This is a genomic window from Aureimonas sp. AU4 (genome assembly GCF_001463765.1).
Lineage (GTDB): Bacteria > Pseudomonadota > Alphaproteobacteria > Rhizobiales > Rhizobiaceae > Aureimonas.
This window is the reverse complement of the sequence record NZ_BBWK01000094.1, coordinates 1-13,181: the sequence shown is the minus strand read 5'-3', so window position 1 is coordinate 13,181 and position 13,181 is coordinate 1. Positions and strand designations below refer to the sequence as shown.

The following is a 13,181-nucleotide window of genomic DNA, read 5'->3' as shown; positions in this document are numbered from 1 at the left end:
CGCTGAAGTCCTATCAGGTGAAGCGTCTGAAGGACCTTGAGAAGGAGAACGAGCGCCTTTGCAAGGCGGTCTCCGGCCTGACGCTCGAGAAGCTGATTTTGAAGGAAGCTGCGTCGGGAAACTGGTGAGCCCCGCCCGCCGTCGCCAATGCATCGAGCACGTCATGAAGAAGCATGGCGTCAAGGAGCGTTTGGCGTGCCGGGTTCTGGGGCAGCACCGATCAACACAGCGCGAGGCGCCGAAGGGGCGAGCCGACGACGCGGCGTTGACGGCCGACATCATCGAGTTGGCGAGACAGTATGGACGCTACGGCTATCCCCCTGGCCGACAGGCGATTGCTTGCAATCGCCGATAGGCGTCGGATCGCAGCCCTGCTGCGCGAGGCCGGATGGCTCGTGAACGTAGCCAAGTCGAGCGCATCTGGCGGCAGGAAGGTCTGAAGGTGCCGGCCAAGCAACCCAGGCGCGGTCGGCTGTGGCTGAACGACGGCTCGCGCGTTCGGCTTCGGCCCGAGTATCCCAACCATGTATGGTCCTACGACTTCGTGGAAGCGAGAACCCATGACGGCCGCAAGTTCCGGATGTCTGGCGACAAACGCTGCGCGTTTGCGCCGACGTGATCGACGAGTTCACCCGCGAGTGCTTGGCCATCCGGATCGACCGGAAGCTGCGATCATCGGACGTCATCGACGTTTTGTCCGACCTCGTCATCCTGCGTGGCGTGCCGGGGCACATTCGTTCCGACAATGGCCCCGAGTTCATGGCCAAGGCGGTGCGGGACTGGATCACGGCGGTCGGTGCCAGGACGGCGTTCATCGAGCCCGGCAGCCCATGGGAGAACGGCACCTGCGAGAGCTTCAACTCGAAACTCCGCGACGGGCTCCTGAACGGCGAGATCTTCTCCAGCCTCGCCGAGGCCCGCATCGTCATCGAGAACTGGCGCCAGCACCACAACACCCGGCGACCCCACTCGAGCCTGGGCTACCGTCCACCGGCACCTGCCGCCGCGCCGTGGCCGGCTGCGCCAACCCAACCCGCTCCGCCGGCCACCTCAACCGTCGCCGACAAGCCCACCGTGCATTGGATTTGAACCGGGCCACCTAATGGGGGCAGGCCAGTCATCAATGCGCTGCGAGAGTGGAAGCTCGCATGCCCACGGCGGGATACGGGGAAGCGGGACGAGGCCGGCAACCCGATCCTCAAGCTCGACCTCGCCTTCCCGAACGGGTCGGGAAGGTCGAGCAACTCAACAACATCGTCCGGCGGGGCTACCAGCCCGCACAGGTTTCAGCTGGCGTCGCGATCGAGACAGGCGAGAGGGACGATAAGAGCAAGCCGATCTTGGCGGCGAAGTATCCTGGCCTCCACTCGCTCCGACATTTCTACGCGTCGTGGTGCATCAATCGGCGGGAGGATGGTGGCCTCGGCTTGCCGCCGAAGGTCGTCCAGGAGCGGTTGGGCCATTCATCAATCCGGATGACGATGGACATCTACGGGCACCTCTTCCCGCGCGGCGATGACGCCTCGGAACTGGCTGCCGCGGAGGCCGTGCTGCTGGGCTGATGCGACATGGATGCGACATGGCATCCTCAATGATCTGCATTGTAGGGATTGATGGAGGATTGTGGCTCCGAAGGTCGGCGGTTCGAACCCGCCCAACCGTACCATTCCCTCCACCTGACGACATGACGGCCGCGAAGGCCCTGTCTGGGTCCGTTTCACGTCCGGCGGCGAACCGCGCGTGCCGCCTGCCCGGGCGCGCGGCATCGAACCGAGGATAGGCCCGCGAGGAGCCCGGCGTATCGAGCGGTCCGTGCGGCAGGGTCTGCCCGGCCTTCGCGGTCAGGGGGCGCGATCGAGCGGCGCTTCGCCCGCCACGATGCGCTCGCGCTCCGCCTCGTGGCGGCCATGCAGTTCGAGGTAGCGCGGGTTCGCGCTCATGGCTTCACCATGCTCGTTGCGCCGCGAGAGATCGAGATATTCCTCGCTCTCCTCGGCCGTCAGGCCGACGAAGATCTCCCGTCCCTCCGCGTCCAGCGTGATCGCGCGCATGCCGCGCAGGAAGGCCTGTTCCGCCTCGCTCAGGTTCATCCGCTTCCTCCACTTCCCATCCTCTTGGAATATGGCGGACGGCGCGGCGACGGCCACCGGTAGGGAGGCGGAACCGTTGGAGGGCCGCGCCTACTCGATCAGGGCGCGGCGCAGGTTGTGCAGCATGGCGAGCGCCAGGACGTCCGCTTCGTCCTGGCTGTTCTCCATCGACATGTGGAGGGCGTCGGCGAACTGGCCGGGCTTGAGGGCACCGTTGTCCTCCAGGCAGCGCACCAGCGCCCGCATGGACAGGCGGTGGGTCTCGATCAGGGCGGACAGGACGTCGCGGTCCGGCGTGGGCTTGGCTTTCATCGCCCGAGCCTACACCGCCGGCCCGCCGCTGGCACGGGCGAAAGCGGGCCGCCCCTGGCGCTCAAGGCGTCGCCGGGCCGCCATTGGTGGCCGTGCCCGGATTGTTGGACGAGCCCGCCCCTTGCGTCGGCCCGGCGCCGCTGCCGGCCTTCTGGGCCGTGCCGCCGCCCTCGCCGTTGCAGCCGGAAAGCGCCATCGCGGCGCCGAGTGCCATCGCGGCCAGGGTCAAGTTGGATGTCATGTGCCGGGTCTCCCGTTGAGGTGAACCGCAACGGCCGGGCGCGCGATCGGTTCGCGACCGGGCCCAGGCCATTTGCCGCGCCGGGCGGGCGCGGGCCTTCACATCATGCGCTCGTGGAGGTTTCCCAGGATCCAGATCGTGCCGCCCGCCATCATGGCGATGATCAGCGAGGTGAAGAGGATCAGCTGCAGGTCGTCGCGCGTCGAGCGGTCGAGGCTGATGTGGAGGAAGAAGCGGAAGTGGACCGCGATCTGCGCGAGCGCGGCGACGGCGACCGCCGTCAGCACCCAGCGCCCGCCGAGGCCGGCGGCCACGAGCGCGAAGGGAAGGGCGGTGAGGAGGACGGCGAGCGCGAAACCCGTCAGGTAGGAGCGAAGCTCGGCGCGGCGCCCGGCCTCGCGCCGCGCCGCGCGTTCGGCGCCGGTCTCGTGGGGCATGTGCGCGCTCATGCGGAAAGCCCCACGAGGTAGATCACGGAGAAGAGGCCGATCCAGACGACGTCCAGCATGTGCCAGAAGAGCGCGAGGCGCATGATGCGCAGCTTCACCGCCGCATTTGTGGCGAAGCGGAAGACCTGCGCGATCATCACCGCGATCCACAGGCAGCCGATCGCGACGTGCAGCCCGTGCGTCGAGAGAAGCACGAAGAGCGCCGACAGGAAGCCGGAGCGCTGGGGCGGTGCCCCTTGCGCCGCCCAGTCGGCGAAGTCCTTGAGCTCGAGTCCGAGGAAGGCGAGGCCGAGAACCAGCGTGAGGGCCAGCCAGCCGACGAGCCGGCGGCGCGGCTCGCCGTATTTGAGCGCCAGCGAGGCCATGCCGAACGACAGGCTGGAGAGGAGGAGAAGCCCGGTCTCGAAGGCCGCCGGCCCGAGCTTGAGGATGTCGCGCGGACCGGGGCCGCCGTCGGTCATGGGCACCGTCGTGGCGTAGACCGCGATCAGCAGCGCGAAGAGCACCACGTCGCTCATCAGGAAGACCCAGAAGCCGAACACGGTCTCCTCGGCTTCGGCATGGGCGAACGTGTCGGTCTCGGCGAGGTTGAGGCCGGGGTGGCGGGTGTCGTGTTCGCCGGTGGTCCGGCTCATGCCCCGGCCTCCGCCAGACCCCTGTTGCGGGAGGCGGTCTCGTCGTCGCGCCCGACCGGCTCGGCCGCCCGGACCGCCGCCAGCCAGCGCGCCTCGTCGCGCGCGACCCGGGCACCGGGGATGGTCTCCTCGGTCTCGGTCTGGAACGAGCGCGCGATCGTCGCGGCCACCACGAACAGGAGCGAGGCGATGGCGAGCCACCAGATGTGCCAGACCACGCCAAAGCCGCAGGCCGCCCCTCCCATGCCGATCAGGAAGGCGACGCCGGTGTTGCGCGGCATCTCGATGTCGGTGTGGATGAAGCCGGGTCGGTAGGCTTGCCCTCGCTTCTTTTCCTGCGCGAAGGGATCGCGCTCGTCGACGACCGGCAGGGCCGCGAAGTTGTAAGACGGCGCGGGGGCGGGGATCGACCATTCCAGCGTGCGCCCGTTCCACGGGTCGCCGGCGGGAACGGCAAGCGCCTCGCGCCGCCGGATCGAGACCGCGAGCTGCGTGACCAGCGTCGCGAGCGCGGCGAGAAGCAGCGCCGCTCCGAAGGCGGCCACGATCATGTAGGGCAGGTAGGCCGGGTTGTCGTAGGTCACGGTGCGCCGCGTCATGCCCATGGCGCCGAGCACGTAGAGCGGCATGAAGGCAAGCGTGAAGCCGCTCACCCAGCAGCCCCAGGACAGGCGGCCCCACCACTCGTCGAGCCGGAAGCCGAAGGCCTTGGGAAACCAGTAGGTGTAGCCCGCCAGCATCCCGAACAGGAGGCCGGGAATCAGCATGTTGTGGAAGTGCGCGACCAGGAACAGCGAGTTGTGGACCTGGTAGTCGATCGCCGGGTTGGCGAGGAGGATGCCGGTCAGCCCGCCGATCACGAACAGCATCATGAAGGCCAGCGCGTAGAGCATGGGCACGGCAAAGCGCACGCGGCCCCGGTACATTGTGAAGATCCAGTCGAAGATCTTCACGCCCGTCGGCACGCCGATCGTCATGGTGGCGATGCCGAAGGCCGCGTTGATGTCGGCGTCCTGGCCCATGGTGAAGAAGTGATGCACCCAGACCGTGAAGGAGAGGACGGCGATGCACATGGTGGCGGCCACCAGCGCCCTGTAGCCGTAGAGGACCTTGGACGAGAAGGTCGAGACGACCTCGGAATAGACGCCGAAGGCCGGCAGGATCAGGATGTAGACCTCGGGGTGGCCGAACAGCCAGAACAGGTTGGCGAAGTTCATCATGTTGCCGCCCCCATCGTTCGTGAAGAAGTGCATGCCGAGGTAGCGGTCCATGGCGAGGAGCCCGGTCGCGACCGTGAGCGGGGGCAGGGCGAAGATCATCAGGATCGAGGTGCAGAGCGCGGTCCAGCAGAAGAGCGGCATGCGCAGGAGGTGCATGCCCGCGCAGCGCCGCTTGTAGATCGTGACCGCGATGTTGACGCCGGTCAGCGTCGAGCCGATCGAGCCCAGCGTCAGCGCCACGATCCAGTAGTCCGGCCCGACGCCCGGGCTGAAGGTCGCGTCCGTATAGGGCGGGTAGCCGCTCCAGCCTCCCGTCGAGAACTTGCCGAGCACCAGCGAGGCCATCATCAGCCCGGCGCCGCCCGCCGTCAGCCAGAAGCTGATCGCGTTGAGGAGCGGAAAGGACACGTCGCGCGCCCCGATCTGGAGCGGCACCGCGAAGTTGATGAGCCCGGTCAGGAACGGCATCGCCATGAAGAAGATCATGATCGAGCCGTGGGTGGAGAAGAGCTGCGCGAAATGCTCGGGCGGCAGGTAGCCCGGCGCGTTCAGCGCCAGCGCCTGCTGGAGGCGCATCATCGAACCCTCGACGATGCCGCGCGACATCATCACGAGCGAGAGCACGACGTACATGATGCCGATCCGCTTGTGGTCGAGCGTCGTCAGCCACTCGCGCCACAGCCAGCCCCAGCGCCCGGTCCAGGTGAGAAGCGCGACGACGGCGACCGCGCCCACCACCACGAGCGAGGCGGCCGCCGTTGCGATCGCGCTGTAGAAGGGCAGGGCGTCGAAGGAAAGGCGCCCGAGGAGAAGCGTGCCCCAATCAGTGCCCATCGTGCGCGCCCTCCATCTCCGGCATCGGGTTCGCGTCGGCCAGGGGCGCGGCCGGTGTCGAGCCGTCCATGCGATGCGCCATGGCCGGGCGGTGGCGCGCGACGAAGCGCTCGAAGAGCGCCGGCTCGACCCCGGAGAAGACGATCTGGTCGCCCGGCGCGCCGAGCGCCTGCGCGGCGTCGCGCGCGCTGCCCTGACGCGTCAGGGTCGCCAGCGCCGCATCGTCCAGCGGACGGTCGGCGAGCTGCGCCGCCCGCACGAAGTCGGCGAAGCCCGGCGAGGGCAGCGCCGAAACGGAGAAGCGCTGGTTCTGGAAGCCCATGCCGCTGAACTGCGTGTTGTGGCCGCGCCGCTCGCCGGGGCGGTCGGCCAGGAGGTTCAGCTCCGTCACCATGCCGGCCATGGCGTAGATCTGGCTTCCGAGCGCGGGGATCGCGAAGCTCTGCATGACCGTGTCGCTGGTGAGGCGGAAGCGCACCGGGCGCCCGGCGGGGATGGCGAGCGTGCCCACCGTCGCGATGCGCTCCTTGGGGTAGATGAAGAGCCACTTCCAGTCCAGGCCGACGACCTCGATCTCGAGCGGCGCCTGCGTGCTCGCCGAGGGGATCGGCCGGTAGGGATCGAGGCTTCGCGCCTTCCAGATCACGCCTCCGAGCACGATCACGATCGTGATCGGCACGGCCCAGATCGCGATCTCGATCGGCCAGGAGAAGCGCCAGTCGGGCGTGTAGCGGGCGCGCGTATTGGTGCGGCGGTAGCGCCAGGCGAAGAGCGGCACCAGCACCAGCACCGGCACGACCACGATCGACATCCAGCCGACGACCTGGAAGAACATCGAGCGCTGCGCCGCCGCCACGGGTCCGAGCGGGTCGAAGAAGGACAGCGGTCCCATGGCGCAGCCGCCGAGCAGGAGCGGCAGCGCCAGGATCAGAGCCCTGGAGGCGGCCCGGCGGCCTTGCCTCGCATGGGTCGGCGTCGGCCCCCGATCGATCCGGTGAACTCTCGGCACGTCGTCTCCTCGGTGAATCCCTGGCGAGACACGTCCGCGTGATGTCCCCATGGCGGGCGATATAGGGGCGTCCGGCGAGCCTGTAGGGGGGCGACGTCGCGCCACGGCGAGGACAGGCGGGCAGGCCGGTCTTTCCACAGGCTGTCCACAGGTTCGCCGGCTCGGGCGACGGGAACGGCAGGCGGCGTTGACTTCGAGTGGCTGGACGCAGAACAAAAAGGGAACATATCGCCCTGACGCCTCGTGATTCGCATTTGGACCGCGCCCATGCCGGACCCCTCTCCATCCGCCGCCTCGCTCGACGAGCTGCGCCGGCGCGTCCGCCGGCTGGAGGGGGCGCTCGCGCCGGGCCGGGCCGTCCTGCCCTTCGGGGTGGAGGAGATCGACGCGCGATTGCCGGGCGGCGGCCTGGTGCTGGGCGCGCTGCACGAGGTGGCGCCGGGGGGCGTCCGGCTCGCGGACCGCTCGGCGGCGACGCTCTTTTGCGCCGGCATCGCGGCCCGCACGAAGGGCTCCGTCCTGTGGTGCGTCGCGCGCCAGGACCTGTTCGCGCCCGGTCTCCACCAGGCGGGGCTCTCCCACGGGCGCGTCCTCTTCGTGGAGGCAGGCGAGGACCGCGGGGTTCTTGCCTGCTTCGAGGAGGGACTGCGGCACGGGGGCCTGGGCGCCGTGGTGGCCGAGGTCGCGCGGCTGTCGATGACCGCCTCCCGCCGCCTGCAGCTCGCCGCCGAGCGCTCGGGCGTGCTCGCGCTCGCGCTGCGGCCCTCGCCCGAGGAGGATGCGGGCCTGCCCACCGCCTCGCTGACGCGCTGGCGCGTCGTCTCGGATGCCTCGGTGCCGCTGGTCGTGCCGGGGCTCGGGGCCGGGCGCTGGCGTCTCGAACTGGTGCGGTGCCGCGGGGCCGAGCCCGCCGCGTTTGAAGTGGAAGCCGTCGATGGGTCGGGTCGTCTCTCTCTTTCTGCCCCGCTGGCCGACCGATCGGCTGCGCCGCAAGTCGCCCGGCAGCGCGCCTGACGCCGAGACGCCGCTCGTGCTCGTCGAGCGCGAGGGCAGCCGACGCGTCGTGCGGGCCGCCGACCGGCTGGCCGAGGCGGCGGGCCTGCGCGTCGGCCTGCCGGCCGCCAAGGCGCAGGCCATGGTGCCGGGTCTGGCCGTCCTGGAAAGCGACGCGCCGGGCGACGCCGAGGCGCTGGGGCGCCTCGCGCTCTGGGCCCTGCGCTTCTCGCCGGTGGTCGCCGCCGATCCGCCGGACGGGCTGGTGATGGAGATCACGGGGACCGAGCATCTTCACGGCGACGAGGAGGCGTTGCTCCGCCGCCTCGCGGACCGGCTGGCGGCTTCCGGGGTCGAGGCGCGGGCCGCCGTCGCCGACACCTGGGGCGCCGCCCATGCCGCCGCCCGCCATAGTGGCGCGCGGCTCGCGATCGTGGCGGCGGGCGAGACGCGCCAGGGGATCGAGGCGCTGCCCGTCGCCTCGCTGCGGCTCGACCCCGCGCATCTGCCGGAGTTGCGCCACCTCGGCCTCGTTCGCGTTCGCGACCTTCTCGCGCAGCCGCGCGCGGGGCTCGCCCGGCGCTTCGGCTCCCGGACGCTGCGCCGCCTCGACCAGGCGCTCGGGCACGTGCCCGAGCCGATCGAGCCGGTGCGCGAGCCGGTGCCGGTCGAGGTGCGCCGCGTCTTCGCCGAGCCGATCTCGGCGCGCGAGACGATCGACCGCCACCTGTCCGCGCTCATGGCACGGCTCTGCGCCACGATGGAGGAGCGCCGGCTCGGCGCGCGCCGGCTCGACCTGCTCGTCGGCCGCGTCGACAACACGCGCCAGGCGCTGCGGGTCGGGACCGGCCGCCCGGTGCGCGATCCCGCGCACCTCCTGCGCCTCTTCGCCGAGCGGCTGGGAAGCGTCGATCCCGGCTTCGGCATCGAGACCATGCGCCTGTGCGCCACCGGTACCGAGCCGCTGGCCGAGCGGCAGATCGAGAGCGGCGCGGGCGAGGCCGAACCGCGGGAGGCCGACCTGTCCGCGCTGATCGACATTCTCGCGACCCGCGTCGGCGAGCGGCACGTCTACCGCTTCGCCCCGGCCGAAAGCGACGTGCCGGAGCGCTCCGTGCGCCGCGTCGAGGCCCTGTCGCCCGACGACGGCTCGAGCTGGCACGATCGCTGGCCGCGCCCCGCGCGCCTCCTCGCCCGACCCCGGCCGATCCAGACGCTGGCCCTCCTGCCGGACCATCCGCCCGCCTCCTTCACGCTGGCGGGCACGCGCCACCGCGTGACGCGCGCCGACGGGCCCGAGCGTGTCTTCGGCGAGTGGTGGCGCACCGAGCGCGAGACGGCGCTGTCGCGCGACTACTTCCGCGTCGAGACGGACGGGGGAGAGCGCTACTGGATCTTTCGCGCGGGCGACGGCGAGCGCGCCGAGACAGGCTCGGGCGCCTGGTTCCTCCATGGCGTGTTCGGATGACCGAAAGCCCTTTCGGATAGTGGACGGGCCGCGCTACGCCGAGCTCCAGGCGACCTCGCACTATTCCTTTCTGCGCGGTGCCTCCTCGCCGAACGAGCTGTTCGCCACCGCGCGCCTCATGGGCCTCGAGGCGATGGCGATCGTCGACCGCAACTCGCTGGCCGGCATCGTGCGCGTGCAGGTCGCGGCGGAGGTGACGGGCCTGCGCCTCGTGGTGGGCTGCCGGCTGGATCTTGGCGACGCGCTGCCGGTGCTCGTCTATCCGACGACGCGCGAGGCTTACGGGCGCCTCTGCCGACTCCTCACGATCGGCAAGGCGCGCGGCGGCAAGGGGCGCTGCGTCCTCGCCTTCGCCGATCTCGCGGCCCATGCCGAAGGGCTTCTCGCCGTGCTCGTGCCGGACGAGGCCGACGAGCGGCTGGCGGGCGAGCTGGCCCGGCTGCGGCAGGTCTTCGGCGACCGCGCCTACATGGCCCTCACGCTGCGCCGCCGGCCGAACGACCAGCTGCGCCTCTTCGAGCTGTCGAACCGGGCGGCGCGGGCCGGCGTGCGCGCCGTCGTCACCAACGACGTCCTCTTTCACGCGCCGGAGCGGCGCATCCTCCAGGACGTCGTCACCTGCATCCGGCACGGCGTCACGATCGACGACGCCGGCTTCTTGCGCGAGCGCCATGCCGACCGCTACCTCAAGACCCCGGCCGAGATGCACCGGCTCTTCGCGCGCTATCCCGACGCTCTGGCGCGCACGGGTGAGATCGTCCGGCGCTGCCGCTTCTCGCTGAAGGAGCTGGAGTACCAGTACCCGGAGGAGCGCCGCTATCCCGAGCTGTCCCCGCAGGAGACGCTGGAGACGCTGGCAAGGGAGGGCGCGCGCTGGCGCTACGGGGAGGACGTGCCGCACAAGGTGCGCAACGCCCTGGCCCACGAACTCGCGCTCATCGCGAAGATGAAGTACGCGCCCTACTTCCTGACGGTCGATGCCATCGTGCGCGAGGCGCGGCGACGCGGCATCCTGTGCCAGGGGCGCGGCTCGGCCGCCAACTCCGCCGTCTGCTTCTGCCTCGGCATCACCTCGATCGACCCGACCGTCCACGACCTCCTGTTCGAGCGCTTCGTGTCGGAGAACCGCAACGAGCCGCCCGACATCGACGTCGACTTCGAGCACGAGCGGCGCGAGGAGGTGATCCAGTGGGTCTACGAGACCTACGGGCGCGAGCGCGCCGCGCTCTGCTCGATCGCCGTGACCTATCGCCCGCGCGGGGCGCTGCGCGACGTCGGCCGCGTTCTCGGCCTGCCGCCCGACCTTCTCCAGGCCCTGTCGCGCTCGGTGTGGAGCTGGTCTGAAGGCATCGAGGCGAAGCACGCGGCCGGGCTCAACCTCAACCTGGAGGACCGCCGGCTGCGCCTTGCGCTCGAGCTGGCCGGGCAGCTCATCGGGACGCCCCGCCACCTGTCGCAGCATCCCGGCGGCTTCGTGCTGACGCGCGACCGGCTCGACGAGCTCGTGCCGATCGAGCCCGCCGCCATGGCCGACCGGCAGGTGATCGAGTGGGACAAGGACGACATCGACCACCTCAACTTCATGAAGGTCGACGTGCTCGGGCTGGGCATGCTCACCGTCCTGCGCCGCGCGCTGGCGATGATCGGGGAGCACAAGGGCGAGACGCGGACGCTCGCCGACATTCCGGCGAACGACGGGCCGACCTACGAGATGATCGGGCGCGCCGACACGGTCGGCACGTTCCAGATCGAGTCGCGCGCACAGATGTCGATGCTGCCGCGCATGAAGCCGCGCGAGCTCTACGACCTCGTGATCCAGGTCGCGATCGTGCGCCCCGGCCCGATCCAGGGCGACATGGTGCATCCCTATCTCCGGCGGCGCGAGGGCAAGGAAACGCCGGAATACCCCAAACCGGAACTCGAGGCCGTGCTCGGCAAGACGCTCGGCGTGCCGCTCTTCCAGGAACAGGCCATGCGCGTCGCGATCGACTGCGCGGGCTTCACCGCCAACGAGGCCGACGAGCTGCGCCGCGCCATGGCGACCTTCAAGCTGACGGGCGGCGTCTCCCGGTTCCGCGACAAGCTGGTCGAGGGCATGATCGGCAACGGCTACGAGCGCGACTTCGCCGAGCGCATGTTCCGCCAGCTGGAAGGCTTCGGCTCCTACGGCTTCCCGGAAAGCCACGCCGCCTCCTTCGCGCTGCTGGCCTACGCCTCGGCCTGGATCAAGTGCCACCACCCCGACGTCTTCTGCACGGCGCTCCTCAACTCGCAGCCCATGGGCTTCTACGCGCCCGCCCAGATCGTGCGCGACGCGCAAAGCCACGGCATCGAGGTGCGTCCGGTCTGCGTGAACCGCTCGGACTGGGACTCGACGATGGAGCCGGCGGATGGCGGCTTCGCCGTGCGGCTGGGGCTGCGCATGGTGAAGGGACTGTCGGAACGCCAGGCGGCGCGGCTCGTCGCGGCGCGGGCCGCCGCGCCCTTCGGCAGCGTCGAGGACCTGTGGCGGCGCGCCGGGACGCCGGCCGACGTGCTGCGCGAGCTGGCCGATGCCGACGCCTTCCGCGACGGGCTCGGCCTGTCGCGGCGCGAGGCGATCTGGGCGACGCGAGCGCTCGCCGACGAGCCGCTGCCGCTGTTCGCCGCCGCGGCCAAAGCAATCGCGCGCGACGTGCCCGAAATCCGGGAGGCGCCGGCCCGTCTCCTGCCCATGCCGGAAGGGGGCGAGGTGGTGGCCGACTACGGCCATGTCGGCCTGTCCCTGCGCGCCCATCCGCTCGCCTTCCTGCGCGCGGATCTGAAGCGCCGCCGCATGGTGACCTGCGCCGAGGCGATGGCGGCGCGCGACGGCGCATGGGTCGAGGTCGCGGGCCTCGCGCTCCTGCGCCAGCGTCCGGGCTCTGCCAAGGGCACGATGTTCATGACGCTGGAGGACGAGACGGCGACCGCCAACCTCGTGATCTGGCCGAAGGTCTTCGAGGCGAACCGGCGCGCGATCCTCGGCTCGCATCTCGTCTCGGCGCGCGGGCGCATCCAGCGCCAGGGCCCGGTGGTGCACCTCGTGGTGCGGCGCATGGCGGACCTGTCGGACGCGCTCAGTAGCGTGTCGTCGCGCGGGGCCACCGGAGACGCCACCGTGCCGCCCCCGGGCGAGGGCGGCCTGCGGATGAAGACGCGCGACTTCCGCTAGCTAGAAGAGGTCGCCCTGCACCGCGTCGGCCTCGGCGCGCTGCTGACGGCGCTTGGGCCGTGCCGCCCGGGCCACCGGCACGGCGGCGGCCGCAGCCACCGCCTCCTCGCCGCCCTCCAGCGGCTCGGCGCGCCCATCCACCGCGACGGCCGCGCGCCGGCGCCCGCGCGCGAATTCCAGCTCGAAGCGCGTGCCGGGCGCAAGGTCCTCGGGCCGCGTGATCGGCATGTCCCCTTCGCCGCGCACGATCGCGTAGCCGCGCTCCAGGACGTTGCGCGGGTTGAGGCTGTCCGCCACACGCCAGGCGTTGTTCAGCGTTCCGCGCCGGCGCTCCAATGCGGCGAGCTGCGCCCGGTCCAGCCGGTCGCCGAGGGTCAGGAGGCGATGACGCGCCTCGGCGCTGCGGCTGGCGACCGCGTTCGGCCGGAGGCTGGCGCCGAGGCGGTCGAGCCGGTGACGCCGCGCGGCGAGAAGCGCGCGCGCCCCTTGCAGAACCCGCGCCTCGGCATGGCGGAGGCTCGCGCGCTTCTCGCGAAGCCCCGCCTCGAGCTGGCCGGGGGCAAGCCCCGCCGCGACCTCGGAGAGCGAGCGGCGCCGCTCGGACAGAGACAGGCGCAGCGAGCGGCCGAGCGCGCCTTCCGCCTCGTCGAGCCGACGGCGCGGCAGCGCCAGCAGCGCGTCGACGCCCGGCAGCGCGCGCGCGAGCGACACCAGCTGCCGCCGCTCGCCCTGAAGCG

General features: G+C 71.0%; 11 protein-coding genes and 2 pseudogenes. 5 read left to right on the top strand and 8 right to left on the bottom strand.

Features of this window, described 5'->3' with window-relative positions; all coding sequences use genetic code 11:
* Both AUL35_RS20770 and AUL35_RS20765 read left to right on the top strand, forming a co-directional pair.
* A pseudogene (locus AUL35_RS20770) lies at positions 1-1,089 on the top strand (IS3 family transposase); the annotation flags it as partial.
* Positions 1,090-1,116: 27 nt separating this feature from the next.
* A pseudogene (locus AUL35_RS20765) lies at positions 1,117-1,562 on the top strand (tyrosine-type recombinase/integrase); the annotation flags it as partial.
* A gap of 279 nt (positions 1,563-1,841) precedes the next feature.
* Here AUL35_RS20765 and AUL35_RS20760 read toward each other — a convergent pair.
* From AUL35_RS20760 to AUL35_RS20730, 7 genes are all read right to left on the bottom strand, one after another.
* Positions 1,842-2,090, bottom strand: coding sequence for a hypothetical protein (locus tag AUL35_RS20760; RefSeq protein WP_062018429.1), 249 nt, complete (start codon positions 2,088-2,090; stop codon positions 1,842-1,844).
* Positions 2,091-2,180: 90 nt separating this feature from the next.
* Complete coding sequence (locus AUL35_RS20755) at positions 2,181-2,402, bottom strand: hypothetical protein (protein ID WP_062018427.1); 222 nt, start codon at positions 2,400-2,402, stop codon at positions 2,181-2,183.
* A 61-nt stretch (positions 2,403-2,463) separates the two neighbouring features.
* Positions 2,464-2,643 carry a hypothetical protein gene (locus tag AUL35_RS20750; protein WP_062018426.1) on the bottom strand — a complete coding sequence of 60 codons (180 nt, stop codon included), beginning with the start codon at positions 2,641-2,643 and terminating at the stop codon, positions 2,464-2,466.
* A gap of 98 nt (positions 2,644-2,741) precedes the next feature.
* The gene (gene cyoD, locus AUL35_RS20745; protein ID WP_244493862.1) at positions 2,742-3,092 is read right to left on the bottom strand and encodes a cytochrome o ubiquinol oxidase subunit IV; all 351 of its coding nucleotides are present in this window, start codon (positions 3,090-3,092) and stop codon (positions 2,742-2,744) included.
* Positions 3,089-3,727: a cytochrome c oxidase subunit 3 gene (locus tag AUL35_RS20740; RefSeq protein WP_062018422.1), complete on the bottom strand. Its 639-nt coding sequence runs from the start codon at positions 3,725-3,727 to the stop codon at positions 3,089-3,091. Before AUL35_RS20740 ends, cyoD begins: the two co-directional genes overlap by 4 nt.
* On the bottom strand, positions 3,724-5,781 hold the full coding sequence (locus AUL35_RS20735) for a cbb3-type cytochrome c oxidase subunit I (RefSeq protein ID WP_062018420.1): 2,058 nt from the start codon (positions 5,779-5,781) through the stop codon (positions 3,724-3,726). The genes AUL35_RS20740 and AUL35_RS20735 overlap by 4 nt, the downstream gene beginning before the upstream one ends.
* Positions 5,771-6,790, bottom strand: a complete 1,020-nt coding sequence (locus AUL35_RS20730) for a cytochrome ubiquinol oxidase subunit II (RefSeq protein WP_156418133.1) — start codon at positions 6,788-6,790, stop codon at positions 5,771-5,773. The genes AUL35_RS20735 and AUL35_RS20730 overlap by 11 nt, the downstream gene beginning before the upstream one ends.
* A 267-nt stretch (positions 6,791-7,057) precedes the next feature.
* On the opposite strand from AUL35_RS20730, the gene AUL35_RS20725 reads away from it, so the two are divergent.
* The 3 genes from AUL35_RS20725 to AUL35_RS20715 are packed head-to-tail and all read left to right on the top strand — an operon-like array spanning position 7,058 to position 12,444.
* The gene (locus tag AUL35_RS20725) at positions 7,058-7,804 is read left to right on the top strand and encodes an ImuA family protein (RefSeq protein WP_062018416.1); all 747 of its coding nucleotides are present in this window, start codon (positions 7,058-7,060) and stop codon (positions 7,802-7,804) included.
* Complete coding sequence (locus AUL35_RS20720; RefSeq protein ID WP_062018414.1) at positions 7,725-9,251, top strand: DNA polymerase Y family protein; 1,527 nt, start codon at positions 7,725-7,727, stop codon at positions 9,249-9,251. The genes AUL35_RS20725 and AUL35_RS20720 overlap by 80 nt, the downstream gene beginning before the upstream one ends.
* Entirely contained in the window at positions 9,235-12,444 is a 3,210-nt protein-coding gene (locus tag AUL35_RS20715) for an error-prone DNA polymerase (RefSeq protein WP_062018412.1), read from the top strand. Before AUL35_RS20720 ends, AUL35_RS20715 begins: the two co-directional genes overlap by 17 nt.
* Here AUL35_RS20715 and AUL35_RS20710 read toward each other — a convergent pair.
* The coding region (locus AUL35_RS20710; protein WP_280137367.1) for an exodeoxyribonuclease VII large subunit at positions 12,445-13,181 on the bottom strand (737 nt) is incomplete at its 5' end.